This window comes from Pseudomonas sp. 2FE (genome assembly GCF_005503735.1).
Lineage (GTDB): Bacteria > Pseudomonadota > Gammaproteobacteria > Pseudomonadales > Pseudomonadaceae > Aquipseudomonas.
The window spans coordinates 145896-172365 of record NZ_SCMO01000001.1 but is presented as its reverse complement, the minus strand read 5'-3'; the positions used below and the strand labels follow the sequence as shown (position 1 = coordinate 172365).

General features: G+C 63.6%; 22 protein-coding genes. 13 read left to right on the top strand and 9 right to left on the bottom strand.

The genetic code is table 11. From position 1 onward, the window contains the following. The first annotated feature begins 1 nt into the window (after nt 1). From FFS12_RS00820 to FFS12_RS00805, 4 genes are all read left to right on the top strand, one after another. Nucleotides 2-349, top strand: a complete 348-nt coding sequence (locus tag FFS12_RS00820) for an ArsC family reductase (RefSeq protein WP_137885104.1) — start codon at nt 2-4, stop codon at nt 347-349. Nucleotides 350-387: 38 nt separating this feature from the next. Further along, nucleotides 388-1422, top strand: a complete 1035-nt coding sequence (gene dapD / locus FFS12_RS00815; RefSeq protein ID WP_137885103.1) for a 2,3,4,5-tetrahydropyridine-2,6-dicarboxylate N-succinyltransferase — start codon at nt 388-390, stop codon at nt 1420-1422. A gap of 79 nt (nt 1423-1501) precedes the next feature. Next, nucleotides 1502-2707 carry an aminotransferase class V-fold PLP-dependent enzyme gene (locus FFS12_RS00810; RefSeq protein WP_137885102.1) on the top strand — a complete coding sequence of 402 codons (1206 nt, stop codon included), beginning with the start codon at nt 1502-1504 and terminating at the stop codon, nt 2705-2707. Continuing rightward, nucleotides 2704-3114, top strand: a complete 411-nt coding sequence (locus FFS12_RS00805; RefSeq protein ID WP_137885101.1) for a SufE family protein — start codon at nt 2704-2706, stop codon at nt 3112-3114. The genes FFS12_RS00810 and FFS12_RS00805 overlap by 4 nt, the downstream gene beginning before the upstream one ends. A 79-nt stretch (nt 3115-3193) precedes the next feature. Here FFS12_RS00805 and tcdA read toward each other — a convergent pair whose 3' ends face one another. Next, a complete protein-coding gene (gene tcdA, locus FFS12_RS00800; protein ID WP_137885100.1) occupies nt 3194-3994 on the bottom strand; it encodes a tRNA cyclic N6-threonylcarbamoyladenosine(37) synthase TcdA in 801 nt (266 codons plus the stop codon). A gap of 184 nt (nt 3995-4178) precedes the next feature. On the opposite strand from tcdA, the gene FFS12_RS00795 reads away from it, so the two are divergent. The 5 genes from FFS12_RS00795 to FFS12_RS00775 all read left to right on the top strand — a co-directional run bounded on the left by FFS12_RS00795 (nt 4179) and on the right by FFS12_RS00775 (nt 10893). Beyond that, on the top strand, nt 4179-5330 hold the full coding sequence (locus FFS12_RS00795) for an iron-containing alcohol dehydrogenase (RefSeq protein ID WP_137885099.1): 1152 nt from the start codon (nt 4179-4181) through the stop codon (nt 5328-5330). A gap of 217 nt (nt 5331-5547) precedes the next feature. Further along, complete coding sequence (locus FFS12_RS00790; RefSeq protein WP_137885098.1) at nt 5548-8139, top strand: glycosyltransferase; 2592 nt, start codon at nt 5548-5550, stop codon at nt 8137-8139. Nucleotides 8140-8227: 88 nt separating this feature from the next. Then, complete coding sequence (dapE, locus tag FFS12_RS00785) at nt 8228-9379, top strand: succinyl-diaminopimelate desuccinylase (RefSeq protein WP_137885097.1); 1152 nt, start codon at nt 8228-8230, stop codon at nt 9377-9379. 218 nt (nt 9380-9597) lie between these two features. Beyond that, a complete protein-coding gene (locus tag FFS12_RS00780) occupies nt 9598-10404 on the top strand; it encodes a putative RNA methyltransferase (protein WP_137885096.1) in 807 nt (268 codons plus the stop codon). Nucleotides 10405-10509: 105 nt separating this feature from the next. After that, nucleotides 10510-10893 carry a hypothetical protein gene (locus FFS12_RS00775; RefSeq protein ID WP_137885095.1) on the top strand — a complete coding sequence of 128 codons (384 nt, stop codon included), beginning with the start codon at nt 10510-10512 and terminating at the stop codon, nt 10891-10893. Nucleotides 10894-11026: 133 nt separating this feature from the next. Here the strand turns inward: FFS12_RS00775 and FFS12_RS00770 are convergent, their stop codons facing one another. The 5 genes from FFS12_RS00770 to FFS12_RS00750 all read right to left on the bottom strand — a co-directional run bounded on the left by FFS12_RS00770 (nt 11027) and on the right by FFS12_RS00750 (nt 15878). Beyond that, nucleotides 11027-11236: a cold shock domain-containing protein gene (locus FFS12_RS00770; RefSeq protein ID WP_137885094.1), complete on the bottom strand. Its 210-nt coding sequence runs from the start codon at nt 11234-11236 to the stop codon at nt 11027-11029. A gap of 414 nt (nt 11237-11650) precedes the next feature. After that, nucleotides 11651-13489: a Gldg family protein gene (locus FFS12_RS00765; RefSeq protein WP_137885093.1), complete on the bottom strand. Its 1839-nt coding sequence runs from the start codon at nt 13487-13489 to the stop codon at nt 11651-11653. 10 nt (nt 13490-13499) lie between these two features. Continuing rightward, nucleotides 13500-14285: an ABC transporter permease subunit gene (locus tag FFS12_RS00760; protein ID WP_137885092.1), complete on the bottom strand. Its 786-nt coding sequence runs from the start codon at nt 14283-14285 to the stop codon at nt 13500-13502. After that, on the bottom strand, nt 14282-15220 hold the full coding sequence (locus FFS12_RS00755) for an ABC transporter ATP-binding protein (protein WP_137885091.1): 939 nt from the start codon (nt 15218-15220) through the stop codon (nt 14282-14284). Before FFS12_RS00755 ends, FFS12_RS00760 begins: the two co-directional genes overlap by 4 nt. 202 nt (nt 15221-15422) lie before the next feature. After that, nucleotides 15423-15878 (bottom strand): YMGG-like glycine zipper-containing protein, encoded by a 456-nt coding sequence (locus FFS12_RS00750; RefSeq protein ID WP_137885090.1) that lies wholly within the window; start codon nt 15876-15878, stop codon nt 15423-15425. 243 nt (nt 15879-16121) lie between these two features. Here FFS12_RS00750 and plsB point away from each other — a divergent pair, with 243 nt between their 5' ends. The 3 genes from plsB to FFS12_RS00735 all read left to right on the top strand — a co-directional run bounded on the left by plsB (nt 16122) and on the right by FFS12_RS00735 (nt 20423). Then, a complete protein-coding gene (gene plsB, locus FFS12_RS00745) occupies nt 16122-18605 on the top strand; it encodes a glycerol-3-phosphate 1-O-acyltransferase PlsB (RefSeq protein WP_137885089.1) in 2484 nt (827 codons plus the stop codon). Between the two features lie 392 nt (nt 18606-18997). Further along, nucleotides 18998-19489: a hypothetical protein gene (locus FFS12_RS00740; RefSeq protein ID WP_137885088.1), complete on the top strand. Its 492-nt coding sequence runs from the start codon at nt 18998-19000 to the stop codon at nt 19487-19489. A gap of 256 nt (nt 19490-19745) precedes the next feature. Next, nucleotides 19746-20423 carry a DUF4197 domain-containing protein gene (locus FFS12_RS00735; protein ID WP_137885087.1) on the top strand — a complete coding sequence of 226 codons (678 nt, stop codon included), beginning with the start codon at nt 19746-19748 and terminating at the stop codon, nt 20421-20423. 216 nt (nt 20424-20639) lie between these two features. Here FFS12_RS00735 and FFS12_RS00730 read toward each other — a convergent pair whose 3' ends face one another. Together FFS12_RS00730 and FFS12_RS00725 are read right to left on the bottom strand one after the other, a co-directional pair. Next, on the bottom strand, nt 20640-23720 hold the full coding sequence (locus tag FFS12_RS00730) for an efflux RND transporter permease subunit (protein WP_137885086.1): 3081 nt from the start codon (nt 23718-23720) through the stop codon (nt 20640-20642). Nucleotides 23721-23726: 6 nt separating this feature from the next. Beyond that, nucleotides 23727-24830 (bottom strand): efflux RND transporter periplasmic adaptor subunit, encoded by a 1104-nt coding sequence (locus FFS12_RS00725; RefSeq protein WP_137885085.1) that lies wholly within the window; start codon nt 24828-24830, stop codon nt 23727-23729. A 93-nt stretch (nt 24831-24923) separates the two neighbouring features. Here FFS12_RS00725 and FFS12_RS00720 point away from each other — a divergent pair, with 93 nt between their 5' ends. Continuing rightward, nucleotides 24924-25562 (top strand): TetR/AcrR family transcriptional regulator, encoded by a 639-nt coding sequence (locus FFS12_RS00720; RefSeq protein WP_137885084.1) that lies wholly within the window; start codon nt 24924-24926, stop codon nt 25560-25562. Between the two features lie 112 nt (nt 25563-25674). Here FFS12_RS00720 and FFS12_RS00715 read toward each other — a convergent pair whose 3' ends face one another. Then, on the bottom strand, nt 25675-26469 hold the full coding sequence (locus FFS12_RS00715) for a class I SAM-dependent methyltransferase (protein WP_137885083.1): 795 nt from the start codon (nt 26467-26469) through the stop codon (nt 25675-25677). Nucleotide 26470 lies beyond the last annotated feature (1 nt).

Sequence of the window (26470 nt, the reverse complement as noted above, 5' to 3'; positions counted from 1 at the left end):
CATGAGCATCACGCTGTACGGCATCAAAGCCTGCGATACGATGAAAAAAGCCCGTACCTGGCTCGACGAGCAAGGTGTCGGCTATGCCTTCCACGACTACAAGAGCCTCGGCATCGACCGTGGCAGCCTGAATAAGTGGTGCGCCGAACATGGCTGGGAGAGCGTGCTGAACCGTGCCGGCACGACCTTTCGCAAGCTGAGTGACGCGCAGAAAACCGACCTCGACCAAAGCAAAGCCATCGAGTTGATGGTCGCCCAGCCGTCGATGATCAAACGCCCGGTGCTCGACCTCGGCGACAAGACCCTGCTCGGCTTCAAGCCGGAACTGTATTCCGCCGCGCTGGCCTAAGCCCGCGCTATCACCGCATTCGCTACAAGGAAAAAACCATGACCACGACACTATTCAGCTTGGCCTTCGGCGTCGGCACCCAGAACCGTCAAGGCAACTGGCTCGAGGTGTTCTACGCCCAGCCGCTGCTCAACCCGTCCGCCGAACTGGTGGCCAAAGTCACCGAGAAACTGAACTACAGCGGCGGCAACCAGGCGATCGGCTTCAACACCAACCAAGCCATCGAGCTGGCCGATCTGTTGAAGCACGTCGATTCGGCCCAGGCCGCGCTGCTGACCCGCCTGGCCGAAAGTCACAAGCCGCTGGTCGCCACCCTGCTCGCCGAGGACGCGGCGCTGACCTCCACGCCCGAGGCTTACCTCAAGCTGCACCTGCTCTCCCATCGTCTGGTCAAGCCCCATGGCCTGAACCTCGCCGGGATCTTCCCGTTGCTGCCGAACGTGGCCTGGACCAGCCAGGGCGCCGTCGACCTGGCTGAACTGGCCGAGCGCCAGCTCGAGGCCCGTCTGAAAGGCGAGCTGCTGGAAGTCTTCTCGGTGGACAAGTTCCCGAAAATGACCGACTACGTGGTGCCGGCTGGCGTCCGCCTGGCCGACAGCGCACGCATTCGCCTGGGCGCCTACGTCGGTGAAGGCACCACCGTGATGCACGAGGGCTTTATCAACTTCAACGCCGGTACTGCCGGCCCGGGCATGATCGAAGGGCGCGTCTCCTCTGGCGTGTTCGTCGGCAAGGGCTCGGACCTGGGCGGCGGCTGCTCGACCATGGGCACCCTGTCCGGCGGCGGCAATATCGTCATCGCGGTCGGCGAAGGCTGCCTGATCGGTGCCAATGCCGGCATCGGCATCCCCTTGGGCGACCGCAACACCGTCGAGTCCGGCCTGTACATCACCGCCGGCACCAAGGTGGCGCTGCTGGACGATAAGAACCAACTGGTGAAAGTGCTCAAGGCCCGCGAACTGGCCGGTCAGCCCGACCTACTGTTCCGCCGCAACTCGCAAACCGGCGCCGTGGAGTGCAAGACGCACAAATCCGCCATCGAGCTGAACGCAGCGCTGCACACGCACAACTGATCCTCTTGGTGTGGGCCGGCTTCGACCGGCCATGGCGGGCTGCCGCTGTGCGGCGAGACCGCCCTACATGGGAATCCACATGCCGCTTACCTCCCCCTGGCGCGCCGATTTTCCGGCGCTCGCCGCCCTTGAAGCCGAAGGCCAGACCTATCTGGACAGCGCAGCCACGGCGCAAAAACCGCAGGCGCTGCTCGACGCCCTGCTCGGCTACTACGCCAAGGGTGCCGCCAATGTGCACCGTGCCCAACATCTGCCCGGCGAACGCGCGACCCGCGCCTTCGAAGAAACCCGCGCGAAACTCGCCCACTGGCTGAATGCCGCCGGCCCGAACCAGATCGTCCTCACCCACGGCGCGACCGAAGCCTTGAACCTGCTGGCCTATGGGCTGGAGGAGCAGTTCCAGCCTGACGACGAGATCGTCATCAGCGCCCTGGAGCACCACGCCAACCTGCTGCCCTGGCAACAACTGGCGCAGCGCCGCGGCCTCAAGTTGCGGGTATTGCCACTAGCCCCGAACGGGCTGATCGACCTGCACGCCGCAGAGCAACTGATCGGCCCGCGCACCCGCCTGCTCGCCGTCAGCCAACTGTCGAACGTGCTCGGCGGCTGGCAACCCCTGAACGAACTGCTGGCCCTGGCCACCGCCCAGGGCGCGCTGACGGTGGTGGACGGCGCCCAAGGTGTAGTGCACGGCCGCCATGACCTACAGGCCCTGGGCTGCGACTTCTATGTGCTGTCCAGCCACAAGCTCTACGGCCCGGACGGGGTCGGCGTGCTCTATGGCCGTGCCGCGGCCTTGCAGCGGCTCAAGCCCTGGCAATTTGGCGGTGAGATGGTCCTGCAGGCCGACTATGCCTCTGCCAAGTTCCGCCCAGCACCCCTAGGCTTCGAAGCCGGAACGCCGGCGATTGCCGGGGTGATCGGCCTCGGCGCCACCCTCGATTACCTGGGCGGCCTGGATGCACCGGCAATCGCCCGCCACGAGGCGGCGCTGCACGCCGAACTGTTGGCGGGCCTGGCCGCCCGTGACGGCGTGCGTCTGCTCGGCGCACCACAGGTGGCCTTGGCCAGTTTCGTGGTCGAGGGCGTACACAGCGCCGACCTGGCGCATTTGCTCACCGAGCAAGGGATCGCCGTGCGCGCCGGCCACCACTGCGCCATGCCACTGCTGAAAAGCCTCGGTCTGCCCGGCGCGATTCGCGTGTCGCTCGGCCTGTATAACGATGGCAGCGACCTGGAGCGCTTCTTCAGCGCCCTGGATCAAGCCCTGGGGCTGTTGCGATGAGCCTGCCGGCCGCCGCCCAGAGCGCGCTGCAAGCCTTTACCCAGCCCGGCAGCTGGGAACAACGGGCGCGCTTGCTGATGCAATGGGGCGAGCAACTGCAAGCACTAGACGACCACCAGCGCAGCGACGAATACCGCGTGCCCGGCTGTGAAAGCCAGGTCTGGCTGATCGGCGCAGCGCAGGATGGCCACTGGCAGTTCCGCGCGGCCAGCGACGCACGACTGATCCGCGGCCTGCTGGCGCTACTGCTGGCACGGGTCAACGGCTTGTCGGCGGCAGAGCTGGCGACTGTCGACCTGGCGGATTGGTTCACTCAGCTGGGCCTGGCCCGCCACCTGTCCCCGTCGCGCAGCAACGGCCTGAATGCGGTGCTGCAAAGAATGCGTGAGCTGGCGGATGAAGCGTAGGGCGGACATGGCAAAGCCTTGTCCGCCGTCCCTCGGCGCAATGGCGGACTAGCCGCTGCGCGTCAACTCCGCCCTACGTCTACTGCCGCTCCGCCGGCCGGCGCGCGCCGGCTACCAACTTGTCCACCGCCTTGGCCGCGGCGACCATCCCGAAGGTCGCAGTCACCATCATCACCGCGCCGAAACCGCCGGCGCAGTCGAGCTTGACCCCCTCCCCGACAAAACCCTTCTGCAAGCAAATGCCGCCATCCGGCTTCGGGTAGCGCAGTTGCTCACTGGAAAACACGCAGGGCACGCTGTAGTGGCGCCCCGGCGTGCGCGAAAAACCATAATCGCGGCGCAAGGTCGAGCGCACGCTGGAGGCCAGCGGGTCGTTGAAGGTCTTGTTGAGGTCGCCGACCTGGATCAGCGTCGGGTCGATCTGCCCGCCGGCGCCGCCTGTGGTGATGATCTGAATCTTGCGGCGTTTGCACCAGGAGATCAGCGCGGCCTTGGCGGCGACGCTGTCGATGCAGTCGATCACGCAGTCCATATTCGGCGTGATGGTCGCAGCCATGGTCTCGCGGGTGACGAAATCGCCGACCGCATGCACCACACAGGCCGGGTTGATGGCGCGGATGCGCTCGGCCATCACCTCGACCTTGGGCTGACCGATGGCCCCTTGCAGCGCATGGATCTGCCGATTGGTGTTGGTCACGCAGACATCATCCAGATCGAACAGCGAAATCTCGCCCACGCCACTGCGGGCCAAGGCTTCCGCGGCCCAGGAGCCGACCCCGCCGATCCCCACCACCGCCACATGGGCAGCGGCCAGCCGCGCCAGGCCGGTCTGACCATAAAGCCGGGCGATACCGCCAAATCGTTGCTCGTCTGTACTCATCACCCCACCTCAGCGTTGCCTTGCCCGTCATCTGCGCCTTGCTCGTCATCCACCCAGCAGGCCGGCGCGCATTATAGGAAGGCACGCCGGTCAGCCCAAGCCTAACTCGGCTGAATGGTCGGCCATAGATTCGTAAGCAGTTGGCTGCGGCTATAGTCAGCCGATAACTACAAAGGAGCCCGTCATGCGTAATTTCACCTTCTATAACCCGACCAAGATCCACTTCGGCGAAGGCCAGATCGCCAAGCTCAGCCGGGAAATCCCCGTCGGCAGCCGGGTGCTGGTCACCCACGGCGGCGGCAGCATCTTCCAGAACGGCGTCTGGGAGCAGGTAGAAGCAGCGCTGGCCGGCCACAGCATCAGCCGCTTCGGCGGCATCGAAGCCAATCCGCAATTCGATACCCTGATCCGGGCGGTAGAACAGGGCAAGACCGCGCAGTGCGACTTTATCCTCGCGGTCGGCGGCGGCTCGGTGATCGACGGCAGCAAATTCATCGCCGCGGCGCTGTGCTACGCCGGCGACCCTCTCGACCTGCTCACCGGTACCCGCGTGCAAGCCGCGTTGCCGTTGGGTTGCGTGCTGACCCTGGCGGCGACTGGCTCGGAGAGCAACCCGCATGGCGTGGTCACCCACGTGGCACGCCAGGAGAAACTGCCGTTCTCCAGCGCGCTGCTCTATCCGCGCTTCGCCATACTCGATCCCCGCACCACCTTCAGCCTGCCGGCCCGGCAGATCGGCAACGGCGTGGTAGATGCCTTCGTGCATACCACCGAGCAATACCTGACCTTCCCGGTCGATGCACCGCTGCAAGACCGCTATGCCGAAGGCCTGCTGCAGACCCTGATCGAGGAAGGCCCGAAAGCGCTGGCCAACCCCGAGGACTACAACGTCCGCGCCAACCTGATGTGGTGCGCCACCCAGGCGCTGAATGGCCTGCTCGGCTGCGGCGTGCCGCAGGACTGGGCGACCCATATGATCGGTCATGAACTGACCGCGCTGTATCACCTGGATCATGCGCAGACCCTGGCCGTGGTGCTGCCGGCCTTGCTGGCCGAGCGCCGCGAAAGCAAGCGCGCCAAGCTGCTGCAATATGCCGCGCGGGTCTGGCAGATCGAGCAAGGCGACGAGGAGCAACGGATCGACGCGGCCATCGCCGCCACCCGCACCTTCTTCCAGCGTCTGGGGGTGCCGACCAGCCTGTCCGAGCACGGCCTGGGCGCCGAGGTGATTCCGCAGGTGCTGGCCCAGTTGGAACGGCACAAGATGGTCACCCTGGGCGAGCACCGCGATATCGACCTGGCGGTCAGCGAGCGCATCCTCCTGCGGGCGCTGTGAAGGCTGCGGCCGTTAAAGCCGGCTTAACCCTGGCCGCTTGCCGAGCCTGCCGGCGAACTTCTGCGGCCTCGCGCTGACCAAGGCTAGCAGGCCGCTTATCCGTCCAGCGCCGCGCTGCTGGCGGGAGCTATACAGCCCTTTGGCGCCGGGGTAGGATGCGCGCCGACCGGCGCTCGCCGGCATGTCCCCGTTCCACCCTTTGGAACCTGAAACCTCTATGTCATCGCGTAAATTTGGACTCAACCTGGTGGTCTTCGTGGCAATCGCCGCGTTGTTCACCGGTATCTGGGCACTCTATAACCGTCCGGTAACCGCCCCGGACTGGCCTGAGCAAATCTCCGGCTTCTCGTTCTCGCCGTTCCGTCTGGATCAGAATCCGCAGAAGGATCAGTACCCTAGCGACGAGCAGATTCGTCAGGATCTCGAGCTGCTGAGCAAGCAGACCGACAGCATCCGCACCTATTCGGTGGACGGCACCCTGGGCAACATTCCGCGGATCGCCGAAGAGTTCGGCCTGCGCGTGACCCTGGGGATCTGGATCAGTCCGGACGAGGAGCGCAATGAGCGCGAGATCGCCCGCGGCATCGAGATCGCCAACTCCTCGCGCAGCGTCGTGCGGGTGGTAGTGGGTAACGAAGCGCTGTTCCGCCGTGAAGTGACCACCAAGCAGCTGAGCGCCTTCCTCGATCGCGTCCGCGCCGCCGTCAAAGTCCCGGTGACCACCTCCGAGCAGTGGCACATCTGGGAGAAATACCCGCAACTGGCCAAGCACGTCGACCTGATCGCCGCGCACGTCCTGCCCTACTGGGAATTCGTCCCGATGGAGGACTCCACCCAATTCGTCCTCGATCGTGCCAAGGATCTGAAAAAGCTCTTCCCGAAAAAGCCTTTGCTGCTCTCCGAAGTGGGCTGGCCGAGTAACGGCCGCATGCGTGGCGGCGCCGATGCGTCCCAGGCGGATCAGGCGATCTACCTGCGCACCCTGGTCACCACCTTGAACGCCAAGGGCTACAACTACTTCGTCATCGAGGCCTTCGACCAACCGTGGAAGGCCAGCGACGAAGGCTCGGTCGGCGCCTACTGGGGCGTGTACAACGCCGCCCGGCAGCCGAAGTTCGCCTTCGAAGGCCCGGTTGTGGCGATTCCGCAGTGGCGCGTGCTGGCCGTCGGCTCGGTGGTGCTGGCCATGCTCGCGCTGGCCTTGCTGCTGATCGACGGCAGCGCCCTGCGCCAACGCGGGCGCACCTTCCTGACCTTCGTCGCCTTCGCCGGCGGCTCGGTGCTGGTGTGGATCGGTTACGACTACAGCCAGCAATACAGCACCTGGTTCAGCCTCACCGTCGGTCTGCTGCTCGGGATTGGCGCGATCGGCGTGTTTATCGTGCTACTGACCGAGGCCCACGAACTGGCCGAGGCGGTGTGGATCCGCAAACGCCGGCGCCCGTTCATCCCGGTGAGCGGCGACAGCGCCTACCGGCCAAAGGTCTCGATCCATGTGCCGTGCTACAACGAGCCGCCGGAGATGGTCAAACAGACCCTCGACGCGCTGGCCAACCTGGATTATCCAGACTTCGAAGTCATCATTATCGACAACAACACCAAGGACCCGGCGGTCTGGGAACCGGTGCAGGCCTATTGCGAACAGCTCGGCCCTCGCTTCAAGTTCTACCATGTCGCGCCGCTGGCCGGTTTCAAGGGCGGCGCGCTGAACTACATCCTGCCGTACACCGCCGCGGATGCCGAGGTGGTAGCGGTGATCGACTCGGACTACTGCGTCGATCGCAACTGGCTCAAGCACATGGTGCCGCACTTCGCCGATCCTAAAATCGCCGTGGTGCAATCACCGCAGGACTACCGCGACGGCAAGGAGAGCACCTTCAAGAAACTCTGCTACGCCGAATACAAGGGCTTCTTCCATATCGGCATGGTCACCCGCAACGACCGCAACGCGATCATCCAGCACGGCACCATGACCATGATCCGCCGTACCGTGATGGACGAATTGAAGTGGGCCGACTGGACCATCTGCGAGGACGCCGAGCTGGGTCTGCGCGTATTCGAAAAAGGCTATTCCGCCGCCTACGCCTACGACAGCTTCGGCCAGGGTCTGATGCCGGACACCTTTATCGACTACAAGAAGCAGCGCTTCCGCTGGGCCTACGGTGCCATTCAGATCATGAAGGGCCATGCCAGCAGCCTGTTCCGCGGCAAGGACACCGAGCTCAAGCGCGGCCAGCGTTACCACTTCGTCGCCGGTTGGCTGCCCTGGGTTGCCGATGGCCTGAACATCTTCTTCACCATCGGTGCCCTGCTCTGGTCCGCGGCGATGATCATCGTGCCGCAACGGGTCGATCCGCCGCTGCTGATCTTCGCGATTCCGCCCCTGGCGTTGTTCTTCTTCAAGTTCGGCAAGATCGTGTTCCTCTACCAGCGCGCGGTCGGGGTCAACCTGAAGGACGCCTTCTGCGCGGCCCTGGCCGGCTTGGCGTTGTCGCACACCATCGCCAAAGCGGTGCTGTACGGCTTCTTCACTACCAGCATCCCGTTCTTCCGCACGCCGAAAATGCGCTCCAGCCACGGCTTCATGGTGGCTATGGCTGAGGCTCGTGAAGAAGTCTTCATCATGCTGCTGTTGTGGGGCGCGGCGGTTGGCATCGGCATAGTCCAGGGCTTCCCCAGCGCCGACGTGAAATTCTGGGTCGCCATGCTGTTGGTGCAGTCGCTGCCGTACCTGGCCGCGCTGATCATGGCGCTGTTGTCATCCTTGCCAAAACCCATGGAAACACCCGAGGTGGCGCTGCAAGAGTAAGAACCTCGCAGCAGCTTCACGGCGGCCATTGGCCGCCGTTTTGCTTTAAGATGGCGGCCTTTCTGCTTGATGCCGCTCTGGAGCCGCAATGACTGCCCTCTCCCCGACTCTCACTCCCACCCTAGAGCTGGCCTGCGCCCTGATCCGGCGCCCCTCTGTGACCCCAGAGGACGCCGACTGCCAGGCGCTGATGATCAAGCGCCTGAGCGCCCTGGGTTTCGCGGTGGAGCCGATGCGCATCGAGAACGTCGACAACTTCTGGGCCACCCACGGCGGCGAAGGCCCGGTGCTGTGCTTCGCCGGGCATACCGATGTGGTGCCGACCGGCCCGCTGCAGGCCTGGCAGCATGCGCCATTCGATGCCTTGATCGACGAACAGGGCATGCTCTGTGGGCGCGGCGCGGCGGACATGAAAGGCAGCCTGGCGTCGATGATCATCGCGGTTGAGCGCTTCGTGGCCGAATACCCGCAGCACAAGGGCGCCATCGCCTTTCTGATCACCAGCGACGAGGAAGGCCCGGCCCACCACGGCACCAAAGCCGTGGTCGAACGCCTGGCGGCCCGTGGCGAGCGCCTGGATTGGTGCATAGTCGGTGAACCGTCGAGCACCTCCCTGGTCGGTGACGTGGTCAAGAATGGTCGCCGTGGCTCCCTCGGCGCCAAGCTGACGGTGCGTGGCGTGCAGGGCCATGTGGCCTACCCGCACTTGGCGAAAAACCCGATTCACCTGGCCGCCCCGGCCCTCAGCGAACTGGCGGCCGAGCATTGGGACGATGGCAACGCCTTCTTCCCGCCGACCAGCTTCCAGATCTCCAATCTCAACTCCGGCACCGGCGCGACCAACGTGATCCCGGGTGAACTGGAGGCGGTGTTCAACTTCCGCTTCTCCACCGAATCCACGGTGGAAGGCTTGCAGCAGCGGGTCGCCAGCATCCTCGACAAGCATGGCCTGGACTGGCATGTGGAGTGGGCGCTGTCCGGCCTGCCGTTCCTCACCGAGCCGGGCGAGTTGCTCGACGCGGTGTCCGCCAGCATCAAGGCCGTCACCGGCCGCGAGACCACGCCGTCCACCAGCGGCGGCACCTCGGACGGGCGCTTTATCGCCACCCTGGGCACCCAGGTGGTCGAACTGGGGCCCGTCAACGCCACCATCCACCAGATCAACGAACGGGTGCTGGCCAGCGATCTCGACGTGCTGACCGAGATTTACTATCAAACCCTGGTGAAGTTGCTCGCCTGAAAATCCATGACTATGTCTACTGCGCGCACCGATGACTGCGTTGTGTTCGCCATCCCTGGCGAACACCCTGCGGGCCAGCTTGCAGCTGTCCAGATTCGCTCCCGGCGAATCTGTGGGCGGTACTCGCTCCTCACCTATCTAATTGATATGTCTCGTCGCTGCGTTCCGTCCGCCTTGCTCTCGGTGCGCTCGCTACGACTTACTCACGGATTTTTTACATGCTGACCTGTCCGATCTGCGCAGCGCCCTTGAGCGCGGTTGATAACGGCGTGGCCTGCCCGGCCAATCACCGTTTCGACCGCGCTCGCCAGGGCTACCTGAACCTGTTGCCGGTGCAGCACAAGAACAGCCGCGACCCCGGCGACAACCTGGCGATGGTCGAGGCGCGGCGGCGCTTCCTGGATGGCGGCCACTACGCGCCGCTGGCCAAGCGCCTGGCCGAACTGGCCGCCGAACGCGCGCCGGCGCGCTGGCTGGATATCGGTTGTGGCGAGGGCTATTACACCGCGCAACTGGCCGCGGCCCTGCCTGGTGCCGACGGCTACGCCTTGGATATCTCGCGCGAGGCGGTCAAACGGGCCTGCCGGCGTAACCCGCAATTGACCTGGCTGGTCGCGAGCATGGCGCGCATCCCCTTGGCGGATGCCAGCTGCCAGTTTCTCGCCAGCGTGTTCAGCCCGCTGGACTGGCAAGAGGCCAAACGCCTGCTCGCCCCCGGTGGCGGCTTGATGCGCATCGGCCCGACCAGCGAGCATCTGCTCGAGCTGCGCGAGAAACTCTATGACGAAGTCCGCGATTACAGCGATGACAAACACCTGGCCTTGGTGCCCGCAGGCATGCAGCAGGCGCACAGCGAAGTGCTGCGCTTCAAACTGAGCCTGGAAACAGCCCAAGCGCGCGCCGACTTGCTGGCCATGACGCCGCACGGTTGGCGCGCCAGTGCCGAACGTCGCGCCGCGGTAATCGAACAGCCGTTAGAGGTCACCGTGGCGGTGCGCTACGATTGGTTCCAACTCGATTTGTAGGCTGGGTTAGCCGCCCCGCGGCGTAACCCAGCATGGGATACCGAGCCTCGCGGCCCTCCTCCACTGGCCCGACCGGATTGTTCAAAAGATCAAAAGAGGATTGCCATGCGCCAACCGGATATCGAAATCTACCTGAAGGACGCCGACCACAAAGCCATCGCCAGTTGGTTGAGTGCAGCGCTCGGTCCCTGCACGGAATGGCGGCAACAGGGCCAGACCTACAAGTGCGACATCGACAGCGCGGCCGGGGTGATCCCGCTGACCTGGCTGCCCAAAGCCGTGGGCAAGTGGAGCAGCCTGTATCTGGAAAGCGACTCGACGCCCTGGGCCGATGACCTGGCTTGCGCTCGTGCGGCCTTCGCCGCCCTAGGCATCGAGATCCGCTGCGCGCCGGGCGGCTGGAGCGAAGAGGAAAGCGAGGAAACCGCCGACCGCTGGATCAGGGTCAGCGCCGACGGTGAAGAGGAAATCACCTGGCACACGTCCTAGTGGCCTGAATCGCGGTATCTGTAGGCTGGGTTTCGCTCCGCTCAACCCAGCCTACGTGCTTGTGTCGTGCCAAAAACCAAAGGCCCGTCAGAGACGGGCCTTTGGTTTTTAAGAGCTCTTAAGCCTGGGATCTTCAGGCTTTAGCCACATCTTCGGCCTGGGGGCCTTTCTGACCATCGATAACGGCGAACTCGACACGCTCACCTTCGTTCAGGGAACGGTGGCCTTCGCCGCGAATGGCACGGTAGTGAACGAACACATCGGCGCCGCTTTCGCGCTGAATGAAGCCATAGCCTTTGGAATCATTGAACCATTTGACGGTTCCAGTCTCACGATCAGCCATTACCACTTTCTCCAACTCGCATTTTATTATTGCCTCTTAACGAGGTATCGACGGATCAGTAAAAACGCACTTCTGTAACCGCCGATTCAAACCGAACTCAGCTTGCAGCGACTATTACGAAGAGCATTCTTAACGCGACCGCTGCCGGAGTATAAATCAAGCAAAAGTCCTGCAAAGGACTTTTTCGAAATCGGCTGCAAGCCCCGGCGCATAGGTCTTGCAGCATTGTTTCAGTCGATTTTACAGCCACCCGACGTTGCGCTTCGGTCCAACCTTGGATCGCGAAAAAGCTCCAGACGACGGGCCCAATCCGCTTCAGCCGGCGACAGTTCGGCGCTGGCCTTAGAGCGCTACAACCCGCTCGCCGAGAACAGCGAACCTCGTCGTAGGGTGCGCTCTCGACCGGTCAGCCAATCAGGCCTGACGGCGGCGGCGCCACAACCACAGGGCCAACACGGCCAAGGTCAGCAGCAGCGGCACCAGGGCGATATTGATGAACTTCAGCGTACGACCCAGCGCCTCGATATCGGCATTCAGTTGGTAGCGCACTTCACGCAACTCTTTGCGCAGCTTCACCCGCTCCTGCAGGAACTGCTGCACGGTGGCTTGCTGTTCCGGTGTCAGCTCCTGGGTCTTGCTCGGGTCCTGCTTCTGCTGCAGGGCGGCGAGTTTCTGCTCGGTGTCGGCCAAACGCGTCTGCAGAGCCTCTTCCTTCTCGCGAAACTGCACTTCGGCGTCCCGCTGTAGCGCTTCCACCACCGTGAACGGACGGCTGAAACGGCCTCGCGAACGCACGCTGATCAGCGCATCGGAGCCGGCCAGGTTATCCAGCGCATTGATCGCGAAGCTGGCGTTGTCCGCCCAAGGCTGCGGTACACGCTGACCGAACATGTCCTGCACCTGCACCCACATGCGATCGGTCAGCAGGTCGGTGTCGGCGACGGCGATCACGTTGATATTCGCCGCCTCCTTCAGGCCATCCTTACGCCCCTCGATGCCATTTGGAAACGCGCTCTGCGCCGGGCCGCTGATACGCCCGGCGATGGCATAACGCTCACCGGTCGGTTGCAGTTCACGGATCAACTCTTCGGGGTTGCGCAGCATGCCGAAACGCTGGGCATCGAACGGCATGGCGTATTGCGAGCTCTGGATCAACGGCGTGAAGCGGGTCTTCGCTCCTTCCACCGCCTCCAGGATGCCGGCGGTGGCCACGGTGAGGGTTTCCAGGCCGGCGGTGCTCACGTCGGTTTGATCCAGCGCCGTCTGCGGCAGGCTCAGCCAACCGGCATGGCGGACCGCCCGCTGCCCCTCGCCCAGGCTGACCGCCATGGCGTAGGAACCATCGCCGAGCACCTTGCCCGGCAGCAACCGCAGCCCCCAGGCCTTGAACAGCGGCTCGAGGTCGGAAGCCTTGGTCTCGCCCGGCATGTCGCCCGGCAGCGGCATGCCGCTATCCGCCTCGCTGTACGGATCGACGAAGACCAACAACTTGCCGCCGCGCAGTACGAATTGGTCGATGGCGTAGAGGGTCGGCTGCGGCAGCTGCTTGGGATGAACCAGCAACAATACCGAAACCGTCTCAGGGATCTGGTCAATGCCCGGCTGCAGGCTTTCCACCTTGAACTGTTGACGGATCTCCTCCATCACCAGCCACGGCGGAGTCGGCTGGCGCGCCTGCATGTCGAAACCGCCGTTGAGTTGCAGGCTGGAGAGCACACCCACTACCGGTAGCTCGGGTTTGGCCAGGCTCTGCACCAGACGGCTGATGTCGTACTCGAGGAACTCCTCATGATCGAGCGGGAAGAAGGGGATGACTTGCGTACCCTCCGCGCCGCTGGTCCCGGCCAGGCCGAAGTACGCCTGCTCGCCCGCCTGATTCAGCGGCACGGCCTGCAAGCCGTACTGCGCGGCCTTATCTTCCTCTTCCGAGAACGGCTGCGGATCGACTATATGCAGCTTGATCTTGCCAGCCGCCGCCCGCTCGTAAGCCTTGAGCATCTCCTCGACACGTTTGGCGTAGTTGCGCAGCACCACCAGATCCTTGGTGCTTTTGTCGGAGTAGAAGAAGTACAGATCGATCGGCTCATCGATCTCGGCGAGGATCTTCTTGGTCCCGGCGGAGATGGTGTAGAGCTTCTGCTCCGTCAGATCCAAACGGCTGTCGGTCAGGGTCAGGCTGGAGAACAGGTTGAAGGCTAAAAACGCCAGGGCGATCACTAAAAGCCCAGCGCCGGAATACATCAACTTTTTCATGCGGGCGTCCTCAGTCGGCTTTCTTCAGATCGACCACCACCGCGGTGGCGGCCAGCCAGGCGGCGATCAGGGTGACGAAATACAGCAAATCACGCAGATCGATCACGCCTTTGCTGATGGCATCGAAACGGGTCAGGAAGCTCAAAGAAGCCACCGAATCCAGCACCCATTGCGGTGCCCAGCCACTGAACACATCCAGCACCAGCGGTAGGCCGCTGACGATAAACAGGAAGCAGGCACTGACCGTGAGGATGAAGGCAATCACCTGGTTCTTCGCCAGCGCCGACATGCACGAACCTATCGCCAGGTAGGCGCCGGCCAGCAGCCAGCTGCCGATATAGCCGGTGAGGATGGCGCCATTATCCGGTTCGCCCAGGTAGTTGACGGTGAGCACCATCGGCAAGGTCAGCAGCAGCGCCAGACCGGCAAAGGCCCAGGCGGCGAGGAACTTGCCGAGCACCGCTTCGGCGCGGGTGATCGGCAGGGTCATCAGCAGCTCGATCGAGCCGGATTTACGCTCCTCCGCCCACAAACGCATGGCAATCGCCGGCACCAGGAACAGATAGAGCCACGGGTGGAAATTGAAGAATGGCGAGAGACTGGCTTGGCCGCTCTCGTAGAAGCCACCCAGATAGAAGGTGAACACCCCGGACAGCACCAGGAAAATCAGGATGAATACGTAGGCCAGCGGCGTGGCGAAATAGCTCGCCAGTTCGCGTTTGAACAATACCGGTAACTGTGACCCCCAGGGATGGGGGAAATTCGGCAAGGCTGCCGGGAGCAGACGTCGTTTCATACCGCCTCCCCGCGTGTCAGCGTACGGAACACTTCGTCCAACCGACCACGCTCGACATTCAGCTCCTTGACCGCCCAGCCGCGTTGGCTGAGCAGCGTGTTGACCTGCGGGAAGATCACCTGCCCCGGCTGCGCCAGCACCGTCAGGCTATGCTCGAGGTCGTTGACTTCCACCCCCGCCACACCCGGCAGAGCTGCAAGAGCGGCCTGATCCAGCGCCTCGGCGCCGACCAGGGTGACCGCCTGGTGGTAGCGTGAACGGCTTTCCAGCTCGAACGGCGTGCCATCGGCCAGCAGCTTGCCCTGGGCGATCACCACCGCACGGGTACAGACTGCCGTCACTTCCTCGAGGATGTGGGTCGAAATGATCACGATCTTGTCTTTCGCCAGGTTCTGGATCAGCCCGCGCACTTGATGCTTCTGGTTCGGGTCGAGGCCATCGGTGGGCTCGTCGAGAATCAGCACTTTCGGGTCATGCAGAATCGCCTGGGCCAGGCCGACGCGACGCTTGAAACCCTTGGACAGGGTGTCGATGGACTGCTTGAGCACCTGCTCCAACTCGACCTGGGTCACCGCGCTGGCGACTCTCTGCTGCTTCGCCGCGCCCCTGAAGCCGCGCACCTCGGCGATGAACTCGAGAAAGCCTTTAACCGTCATGTCGCCATAGCACGGCGCGCCTTCCGGCAAATAGCCGATCTGCTGCTGGGCCTTGAGCGTCTGCGTCTGGATATCGAAACCGAGGATGCTCGCCGTGCCGGAAGTCGGCGTAAGAAAGCCGGTGAGCATCTTCATGGTGGTGGACTTACCGGCGCCGTTCGGCCCGAGAAACCCCAACACCTCCCCCTCGTGAACGCGGAAGGACAGGTTGTCCACCGCCAGTTTGCCCACCGCTGAGCGCTGGGCGAATCGCTTGGTTAGATTTTTTATCTCGATCATGGTCTCTCACCATTTTCGGTAAGGGCCCAACCGTCCTGACCACGGGGCCCGTAAGGACCCATCTCGACATCCGGATAACCCAGCGGAGACAGGCTGCCAAAATGCCGCCGGACTATATGAAGCCCTCGGCGCCATTGCAAGACAGCCTGCCACCCTGACCGTTGTGCAGAGTGTTTCCGCACATGACCGTACGACTCCCAGGTCAGGGGGTGACCTGATAGCCCCGCCCCTGCAGGCAACTGGAGTAGGCCGCCGAGTCGACCTCACCGGCATTGGCCGAGGCCTCGCGGCGCTCCTGCCGCTGGCGCATGCCGCCGACCACCGCTCCGGCCGCGGCGGTTTCCCGGGCCCGGTTCTGCCGGTACTCCTGCTTCACGTCGTCGTCGACCCGGTCGTACAGCTCCTCGTGCTGGTTGCCGCGCACCTGCGCCCCCACCGCCCCGGCGGCGGCACCGGCCGCCGCACCGCGCAGCCGCCCTCCCGTAGGGGGCGTGCTCGTGCTGCCGGTGGAGCCGGCAGCAATACTCTGGCAATCCGCCACATCCTGCTGGATCTGCTGGGAACTCTGCCCCTGTAGGGGCACTACCGTTTCGGCCTGCGCCTGGGCATAGGCCGCCGACAAGGCAACGCACAGACAGAGCGATGAAAACCTGTTCATAGCAACCTCCTGAAAGACCAAGTGCCGCACACCGCCAACCCGCCCCGCAACCAAGCTACAAATGGCTCGCAGGGCGCAAACGTCAGGCTTAAAGAATAGTTCCCGATCGGCCACAAGTTGCGCCGAAGCCAGGCCAAGGTGCAGTGAACGCAACCGCGGAGGCTTTTGCCGCGGCTGAGCGAATCCGGCACACTAGCCGCCCCGAGCAGACGCTCGTTTTTTTACACCATTAGCAGACGCCGTATGACCCGCTCCCCGTTCCGCCGCCTCGTGTTTGGCACCCTGCGTCGCCTTCTTTATCTCTGGGTTCGCTCGGAAACCATCAATCAGTCGGCCTTCACCTTGAGGCTCGACCGCAGCAAGCCGGTGCTCTATGTGCTGCAGCAGCCATCGCTCAGCGACTTGGCCGTGGTCGACACGGAATGCCGCAAGGCCGGCCTGCCACGCCCGGTGCTGCCAGTTGCCGTCGATGATCTGCTGGAGCCGGCGGCCTTCTTCTACCTCAGCCCGGAGCCCGACTGGCGCGGCCGCCAGGACAAGCGCGGCGCCTCGCCCACCTTGGTTCGCCTGGTCAACGCGATCAACCAGCATGCCGTCGAAGACGCGCAAATCGTCCCCGTCAGCGTGTTCTGGGGGCAATCGCCGGATCGCGAAACCAGCCCCTGGAAGCTGTTGTTCGCCGACAGCTGGGCGGTCACCGGGCGTCTGCGCCGGTTGATCAGCATCCTGATACTCGGCCGCAAGACCCGCGTGCAATTCTCCGCGCCCATTCATCTGCGCGAACTGATCGAGCAGGACAAAGGCCACGAGCGCACCTTGCGCATGGTCCAGCGCCTCCTGCGCGTGCACTTTCGCAACCAGAAAGCCGCGGTCATCGGCCCTGACGTCTCGCACCGGCGCAATCTGGTCAAAGGCCTGATCCACGGCCCCCTGGTGCGCCAGGCCCTCGCCGAGGAAGTCGAGCGCGAGCAGGTCTCCGTCGAGAAAGCCGAGGCCCAGGCCCTGCGCTACGGCAACGAGATCGCCTCGGACTACGCCTACACCGCGATCCGCTTCCTCGAAGTGGTGCTCAGCTGGTTCTGGAACAAGATCTACGACGGCATCCAGGTCAACCACATCGAAGGCGTGCAGGACGTCGCCCAGGGCCATGAGGTGATCTATGTGCCCTGCCACCGCAGCCATATCGACTACCTGCTGCTGTCTTACCTGCTGTTTCGCAACGGTTTGACCCCGCCGCACATCGCCGCCGGGATCAACCTGAATATGCCGCTGATCGGGGGCCTACTGCGGCGCGGCGGCGCCTTCTTCATGCGCCGCACCTTCAAGGGCAACCCGCTGTACAGCGCGGTGTTCAACGAATACCTGCACACCCTGTTCAGCAAAGGCTTCCCGGTCGAGTACTTCGTCGAAGGTGGGCGCTCGCGCACCGGGCGGATGTTGCAGCCGAAGACCGGCATGCTGGCCATCACCCTGCGCAGCTTCCTGCGTTCCAACCGCCTGCCGGTGGTGTTCGTGCCGGTCTATATCGGTTACGAGCGGGTACTGGAGGGTCGCACCTACCTCGGTGAGCTACGCGGCGCGAGCAAGAAGAAAGAGTCGATCTTCGACATTTTCAAGGTCATCGGCGCCCTCAAGCAGCGTTTTGGCCAGGTGTGGGTGAACTTTGGCGAACCGATCAAGCTGGCCGAGTTCCTCGACCAGGATCAACCCGGCTGGCGCGAGCAGGAGCTTGGCCCGCAGTACCGCCCGGCCTGGCTCAGCGACACCAGCAACCGCCTCGCCGAGCGCGTCGCCCAGCACCTCAACGAGGCTGCCGCGATCAACCCGGTCAATCTGGTGGCCCTGGCACTGCTGTCGACCAGCAAGCTGGCCCTGGATGAACGCGCCCTGACCCGCGTGCTCGACCTGTACCTGTGCCTGCTGCGCAGCGTGCCCTACTCACCGCACACCACTCTGCCGGCAGGCGACGGCCAGGCGCTGATCGAGTATGTCCAGGACATGCAGCTGCTCGCCGAACAGAAGGATGCCCTCGGCAAGATCCTTTACCTCGACGAGCAGAACGCGGTGTTGATGACCTACTACCGCAACAACGTGCTGCACATCTTCGCCCTGCCGGCGCTGCTCGCCAGCTTCTTCCAGAGCAGTGCGCGGATCAGCCGCGAGCAGATCCTCCGCTACACCCGCGCGCTCTACCCCTACTTGCAGTCCGAGCTGTTTATCCGCTGGAGCCTCGACGAGCTGGATGCGGTGGTCGATCGGTGGCTGGCGGCCTTCATCGAGCAGGGGCTGCTGCGCTTCGAAGCCGAGGTGTATGTACGGCCGGCGCCCAGCTCGCGCCATTTCGTCTTGCTGACCCTGCTCTCGCGCGCCATTGCGCAGACCTTGCAGCGCTTCTACATGGCCATCGCCTTGCTGCTCAACGCCGGCCAGAACGCCATCAGCGCCGAGGAGCTGGAAGACCTCTGCACGGTCATGGCCCAGCGCCTGTCGATTCTCCACGGCCTGAATGCCCCGGAGTTCTTCGACAAGAGCCTGTTCCGCCATTTCATCCAGACCCTGCTGAACCTCGGCGTGCTGCGCCAGGACGAAGCCGGCAAGCTCAGCCATCACAGGCTGCTGGGCGAACTGGCCGAAGGCGCGGCCAAACGCGTGCTGCCGGCAGAAATTCGCCTGTCGATCCGCCAGGTGGCGCTGGATCGCAGTGAGGATGCGGTGGAGCCGCTTTAACCAGCCCTCCACTCAGCAGTGCTGTGCACGTGCAGCACTGCCCGCATTTTCAGGGACTCAGCCCAGCATTTTTATTTGGCCTGACCACAGGGACCTGTGTGAGTGAATAAATGGCATGCAAGTCAAGTGATAGGCAGCAATCGGCCAGAAGCGATCATTCACCACTGCCTCGGACTCAAGGGAGCGAAAATAAATTTGTCCCCTTTTCGTGTCCCCTTTTCGATAGCCGAAGGGGTCGTCGCTTGTAAGCGATTTTGGACGGTCGACTTTTCCCCCTCGGCCAGGTCGAGCGAAAAAAGCGAATAGTTCAACACAACAGGCCAGGGCCGACCTTGAGCAGTCGGACAGGATGCTACTTCCTTTGTTTGGTTACCTTACGCAATGGGGTTGATATGACGCTCGAAACTTGGGAGCTCCTTTCCTACATCATGACGGTGGTGGCCTTGCCATTCGCCATTGGCGTGTTCCTCTTCGAGCAACGCAAGGAGCGCGAGAATGAAGAGGAGGCCACATGGCAACAGATTTCCGACGCCTACATCAACTTCTTGGAAGTGGTACTGGCCAACCCAGACCTGAAGCTGCGCAGCCAGCCCGCCACACCAGATTTGACTGACGAACAGCGGGAACGCATGTTGGTCATTTTCGACATGCTTATCTCCCTCTTCGAACGCGCCTATCTGTTGGTCTTTGACGCTGAAATGGACGAGAAGAAACGCCGCCGCTGGCATTCATGGGAGGACTACATGCGCGAGTGGAGCCGGCGTGAGGACTTCCGCGGACGTCTGCCGGAATTGCTCCGTGGCGAAGATCCAGATTTCGCCGTTTACATCCAGCGCCTAGCGGCAGAAGAAGTCCGGGGCGGAAAACCCTTACCGTTGCCTTAGTCACCAATGAGTGGCTGCGGTCTGCTAGCGGAACGGCTTACCTATAGTGGGTCGTTTTGAGCCAGTCGGCTGACACTCAAAATGCTTATACCGCATGCCCCAGGATCAAGCCGAATCCCAAGCCCCAGCCGTGGATGCAGCAAGCCCAGCTTCAGCTCTCCCTGCTCGCCACACGGACAGATACAGCTGTGTAAGCTTGGGGTTGCGCCACCGCTCCGCTAAGCTCGCCTGCCCCCCCTGCCACAAGGATGCTGTCATGTTTCGTCTTACCGCCTTAGTCGCCGGCCTGGCCCTCTCGGCCAACGTATTCGCCCTGTCGCTGGCCGACCTGTCGCAGCAGGATGCCAGCGGCGGCCTCAAGGATGCCCTGACCCAAGGCGCGCAGATCGCCGTCAAACAACTCGGCACACCCGGCGGCTTCAGCGATAACCCGGAGGTGCGCATCGAGCTGCCGGGCAACCTCGGCAAAGCCGCCAAGGCCATGAAGATGATGGGTATGGGCGCGCAAGTCGAGCAGTTGGAAACCAGCATGAACCAGGCCGCCGAAGCCGCCGTGCCGCAGGCCCAGGCGCTGCTGGTGGAGGCGGTGAAGAAGCTGACCGTGCAGGACGCCAAAGCCATTCTCAGCGGCCCGGACGATGCGGCCACGCAGTACCTGAACAAGTCCAGCCGCGAGCAGATCCGCGCCAAGTTCCTGCCGATCGTCAAGCAGGCCACCGACCAGGTGGGTCTGGCCAAGCAATACAACAGCTTCGCCGGCCAAGCCGCCAGCTTCGGGGCCATCGATGCGAAAAGCGCCAACATCGAAGGCTATGTCACCGAGCAAGCGCTGAACGGCCTGTTCGAGATGATCGGCAAGCAAGAAGCCAGCCTCCGCGAGAACCCTGCCGGTGCCGCCACCAGCCTGGCGAAGAAGGTGTTTGGCGCGTTGTGATAGCTACCGCAAGGGAAAACGCGATGGTGTGGCGGTTGAACTGTAGGGCGGTCTCGGAGCGAAGCGACAGCCCGCCAGAGCCATGCCACCCACAAGATTTCCGGCGTACTGCCTGCGGCGAGTAGCGCCCTAGTCGATGGCAACCCTGATATCTCGCGTGTGGGCGCGCATCAAAAAGCCCGATCAACTGACCGGGCTTTTTATTGCGTCACGGGGCTAAACAGCCGCTCGCGGCTCCTCCTTGACCCTGAACCAGGCCGCATAGAGCGCCGGCAGGAACAGCAGGGTGAGTGCCGTGGCGACGATCAGCCCGCCCATGATCGCCACTGCCATTGGACCGAAGAAGGTACTGCGCGACAGCGGAATCATCGCCAGCACCGCCGCCAGGGCGGTCAGCACGATCGGCCGAAAACGCCGCACTGTGGCTTCGATAATCGCGTGCCAGCGGTCCAGGCCTGCGGCGATGTCCTGCTCGATCTGGTCGACCAGAATCACCGAGTTACGCATGATCATCCCCGCCAGGGCGATGGTGCCGAGCATGGCGACAAAGCCAAACGGCTGGCGGAACACGAGCAGGAACAGGGTCACGCCAATCAGCCCCAGCGGCGCGGTCAGAAATACCATCGCCGAGCGCGAGAAGCTCTTCAGTTGCAGCACCAGCAGGGTCAGCACCACCACTATAAACAGCGGAACCCCGGCGTTTACCGACTTCTGTCCACGGGCCGAATCCTCGACGGTACCGCCGACATCGAGCAGGTAGCCGTCCGGCAGTTGCGCGCGGATCGGCTCCAGGGTCGGCAGTATCTGTTTGACCAGGCTGGCCGGCTGCTCCTTGCCGTAGATATCCGCCCGCACCGTGACGGTTGGCAGGCGGTTACGGTGCCAGATGATGCCTTCTTCGAAGCCGTACTCGAGCGTGGCGATCTGCGCCAGCGCGACGCTTTGGCCGTTATCCGTCGGCACCGCCAGGCTCGACAGCAGGGCCACTTCCTGGCGCTCGCGCAGGGTGCCGCGCAGCAGAATTTCGATCAGCTCGTTGCCCTCGCGGTACTGGCTGACGCTGGTGCCGGACAGTGAGCTTTGCAAGAAGCGCGACAGATCGGCGCTACTCACCCCGAGAGCCCGCGCCCGCTCCTGATCGATGCTCAGGTGAACCACCTTGCTCGGCTCTTCCCAGTCCAGGTGCACGTTCACCACATGCGGGTTCTCGCGCACCTTGGCGGCGACCTTACGAGCCAGCGCCCGCACTGCTTCGATGTGCTCACCGGAGACGCGGAACTGCACCGGGTAACCCACCGGCGGGCCATTCTCAAGACGCGTCACGCGGGTGCGCAGGCTCGAGAACTCTTCGTCCAGCCGTTCGATCAACCAGCTGCGAATCGCCTCGCGATCCTCGATGGTTTTCGCCAAGACCACGAACTGGGCGAAACTGGCGGCCGGCAGTTGCTGGTCCAACGGCAGGTAGAAACGTGGCGAACCGGTACCGACATAGGCCACATAGTTGTCGATGCCCGGGTGCTCCTTGAGCAGCTGCTCCAGGCGTTTGACCTGCTCCTCAGTCGCCTGCAACGAGGCACCTTCGCTGAGTTTCAGGTCCACCATCAACTCCAACCGGCCCGAGGACGGGAAGAACTGTTGCGGCACGAAGCGAAACACCACCACGGCGGCGACAAACAGGCCCAAGGTCAGCAGGATCACGGTCTTGCGCCGCCGCACGCACCACTCGATCAGCCGCCGTACGCGCCGGTAGAACGGCGTCGAATAGGGGTCATGGCCCTGGGCGCTGCCGCCATGCTTGGCGGCGTGCAGCTTGGCCAGATCCGGCAACAGCCGCGCGCCGATATAGGGCACGAAAATCACCGCCGCAAACCATGAGGCCAGCAACGCGATAGCCACCACCTGGAAGATCGAACGGGTGTATTCGCCGGTGCCCGACTGCGCGGTGGCAATCGGCAGGAAGCCGGCAGCGGTGATCAGCGTCCCGGTGAGCATCGGAAAGGCCGTGCTGGTCCAGGCGAAGCTGGCGGCCTTCAAGCGGTCGAAACCCTGCTCCATTTTGATCGCCATCATCTCGATCGCAATGATCGCATCGTCGACCAGCAGCCCGAGCGCCAGCACCAAGGCGCCGAGGGAGATCTTGTGCAGGCCGATCCCCAGGTAGTACATGGCGGTGAAGGTCATCGCCAGCACCAGCGGAATCGTCAGGGCGACCACCAGGCCAATGCGCAAGCCGAGGGAGAAGAAGCACACCAGCATGACAATCGCCAAGGCCTCGACCAGCACCTCGACGAACTCGCCAACCCCGGTTTTCACCGCGGCCGGTTGATCCGAGACCTTGTGCAACTGCATGCCCGCCGGCAGGGTTTCCTGCATGCGGGCAAACTCGGCTTCGAGCGCCTGGCCCAAGACCAGAATGTCGCCACCGGCCTTCATCGAGACGGTCAGGCCGATCGCATCCTCGCCCATAAAGCGCATCCGCGGCGCCGGCGGATCGTTGAAGCCACGCTGTACTTCAGCCACATCACCGATGCGCAAGGTGCGCTCGCCGACCCGAATCGGGAAGTCGCGAATTTCCTTCACCGACTCGAAGCGCCCGCTCACGCGCAGCTGGATGCGGTCGCTCGGCGTTTCGAAGAAGCCTGACGAGGCCACGGTGTTCTGCGCATCCAGAGCCTGCTGCACGGTGGCCAGCGGCAGGCCGAGGGTGGCCAGTTTGACGTTGGACAGCTCGATCCAGATCTTCTCATCCTGCAGGCCGAGCAGATCGACCTTGCCGACATCCTTGACCCGCTGCAGCTGCAGCTGGATGCGGTCGGCGTAGTCCTTGAGCACGGCGTAGTCGAAACCGCTGCCGGTCAACGCATAGATATTGCCGTAGGTGGTGCCGAATTCGTCGTTGAAGAACGGCCCCTGAATCCCCGGCGGCAAGGTGTGGCGGATATCGCCGATCTTCTTGCGCACCTGATACCAGAGCTCGGGGATCTGTGCCGAATGCATGGAGTCACGGGCGACAAAGGTGACCATGGACTCACCCGGACGGGAGAAGGAGACGATCTTGTCGAACTCGCCGGTCTCCATCAGCTTCTTTTCGATGCGTTCGGTGACCTGCTGCGCGACTTCCTCGGCACTCGCTCCCGGCCAATTGGTGCGCACCACCATGGCCTTGAAGGTAAACGGCGGGTCTTCACTCTGGCCCAGCTTGGTATACGAGAGTGCGCCGACGACCGCCATCAGCAACATGATGTAGAGGACAATCTGGCGGTTGCGCAGTGCCCATTCGGACAGGTTGAAACTCATCCGGGATTACTCCTGCGCCGCCAGTTTGACCGCTCGATTGTCGCGATCCACCGGCCGTACCACCTGGCCTTCACGCAGCACCTGAACCCCGGCGGCGACCACCCAATCGTCGGCTTGCAAGCCTTCCAGGATCGGCACCCGCTGCTCGCCGTAGGCGCCGATGCGCACAGGGGTTCGCACCAGCTTGGAATCCTTGGGATCGACCACCCAGACAAACGGCGCACCGTTTTCCGCACTCAGCGCCGAGAGTGGCACCGACAACGGCACCGCAGCGGCAACCGGGACAAACACCCGGGCGCTCTGCCCCAGTTCGGCGGGCACCTTACCCTCGCTAAAGGCTACCCGCGCGGCAAAGGTCCGCGACAGCGGATCGGCGGCGGGCGACAGCTCACGGATGCGCCCCGGAAAGCGCTGATCCGGCTGCGACCAGAGTTCCACCGTCACCACCTGGCCAATCTTGAAGCGCTCGAAGGCCTGCTCCGGCAGGCTGATCAGCACTTCACGCTCGCCGTCGGCCGCCAGGGTAAACACCGTCTGCCCGGCCGCCACCACATTACCGACTTCGACCAGACGCTTGGCGACCACCCCCGCCTGCGAGGCGCGCAGCACCGAGTAATCCGCCTGATTGTTGGCCACCGCGAACTCGGCCTTGACTTGCTTCAGGCGTGCTTCGCCGGCGCGATAGAGGTTCTCGGCGTTGTCGTACTGCGAGCGGCTGGCCAGTTGGCGATCGAGCAGGGTCTTGTAACGGTCACGCTCGGCCCGCACCAGTTGCAGATTGGCCGTGGCCGCCGCCACTTGGGCACGCATGGCCTCCAGCTGCAGGCGTACATCCTGCGGGTCGAGCTCCGCCAGCGGCTGATCCTTGCGCACCCGCTGCCCGACTTCGACCAGGCGCTTGGCCACCTTGCCGCCGATGCGAAAAGCCAGCTCCTGCTCCAGACGCGCGCGCACCTCGCCGGGGTAGGTGTCCACCACCTCACCGGCCGGCTGCGGCTGCACCACCATGGCCGGGCGCACTGACGGCTGGGCCGGCTCGCCATTACCGCAGGCGGCAAGCAAAACGAGAAGAGTGACAGGCAGGGCGAGCGGCAAGGCATGGCGGAACATGATGAATGACCTTTCGCAAAGAAGGTTTTGAATACTTATACTGATGGGTATAGTAAAAATAGCAAACTCACCAGTCCAGTATTAAAACGCGAAATGTCTAACAAACTATTACCCGCCAGCGGCCCGGGGCGCCCGAAAGACCCCGCCAAACGTCAGGCCATTCTCGAGGCGGCGAAGACGCTGTTCCTGCGTCATGGCTATGACGGCAGCAGCATGGACGCCATCGCCACCGAGGCGGGAGTGTCGAAACTGACGGTGTATAGCCACTTCACCGACAAGGAAACGCTGTTTTCCGCCGCAGTGAAGTCCAAGTGCGAAGAACAGTTGCCGGAGATGTTCTTCGAGCTGCCGGACGCCGTGCCGATCGAGACCGTGCTGCTGAATATCGCCCACGGCTTTCATGCGCTGATCAACAGCCGCGAATCGATCGAGCTGCATCGCTTGATGGTGACCCTGGGCAGCCAGGACCCGAAACTCGCGCAGATCTTCTTCGACGCCGGCCCACAGCGCATCCTGACCGAGATGGAGCGCCTGCTGAGCAAGGCCGACAAGGCCGGCAAGCTGCGCATCGCCAAGCCAGTGAACGCCGCCGAGCACTTCTTCTGCCTGATCAAGGGCGGCGCCAACTTCCGCCTCTTGATCGGCTGCTGCGGCCCGCAGCAAGGCGAAGAAGCCGAGCAGCATGTGCAAGAGGTGGTGGAGTTGTTTATGCGGGCCTATAGGCCCGACTAGCGCGCCGTCTGGTTAATTCGTGGTCTCCGTAGGCTGGCGTAGAGCGCAGCGACGGCAGAGTTGCCAACGCTGGGTTTCGCCAAAAAACGGCTCTACCCAGCCTACGGCCTGCTTATGCCTTGCCGCTTGAGGCTTGCAGCTTCTTCAACGGATAGATGTCGTAACGGCTGGACTTGCCGTCCAGCGCGTAGCTCGGCTTGGGTCCGGCGATGATGGGGGCCTTACGCGGCCGTTTGACCACTACCCGGTGACTGGCCAGGGCCAAGGCCGCCTCGAGCAATGCCGGGGCATCGAGGTCGTCGCCGACCAGGGGTCGGAACAGGCGCATTTCCTTCTTCACCAAGGCGCTCTTGTCGCGATGCGGGAACATCGGGTCGAGGTAGATCACCTGGGGCGCCTCGCCCTCCCAGCCGCTCAACAGCTCGATGGCATTGCCGACCAGCAGGCGCATCTGCGCCACTATCGGGCCGACCTCGGCATCGCGCGCGGCGCGGAGCAGGCCATCTTCCAGCAAGGCGGCGATCAGCGGCTGACGCTCGATCAGCGTCATCTCGCAGCCCAGGCTCGCCAGCACGAAGGCATCGCGCCCCAGACCGGCGGTAGCGTCCAGCACCCGCGGGCGCACGCCAGGCTGCACGCCGACCGCCTTGGCGATCATCTGCCCGCTGCCGCCGCCAAACAGCCGGCGATGGGCGACCGCGCCCTCGATGAAATCCACCCGCACCGGCCCCGGCGCCTGCGGGCCGAGCTCGGCCAACTGCAGGCCCGCCGCGCCCAGTTGCAGGGCAAAGTCGGCCTCGCCCTGCAGCGGTAAGCCCAAGCGTTCGGCCCAGGCGGCGGCCTGCGCGATATAAGCCGGCTCGAGGGCTTCCACCCGGACTCTGGTGTTTTGCAACGCGTCACTCATC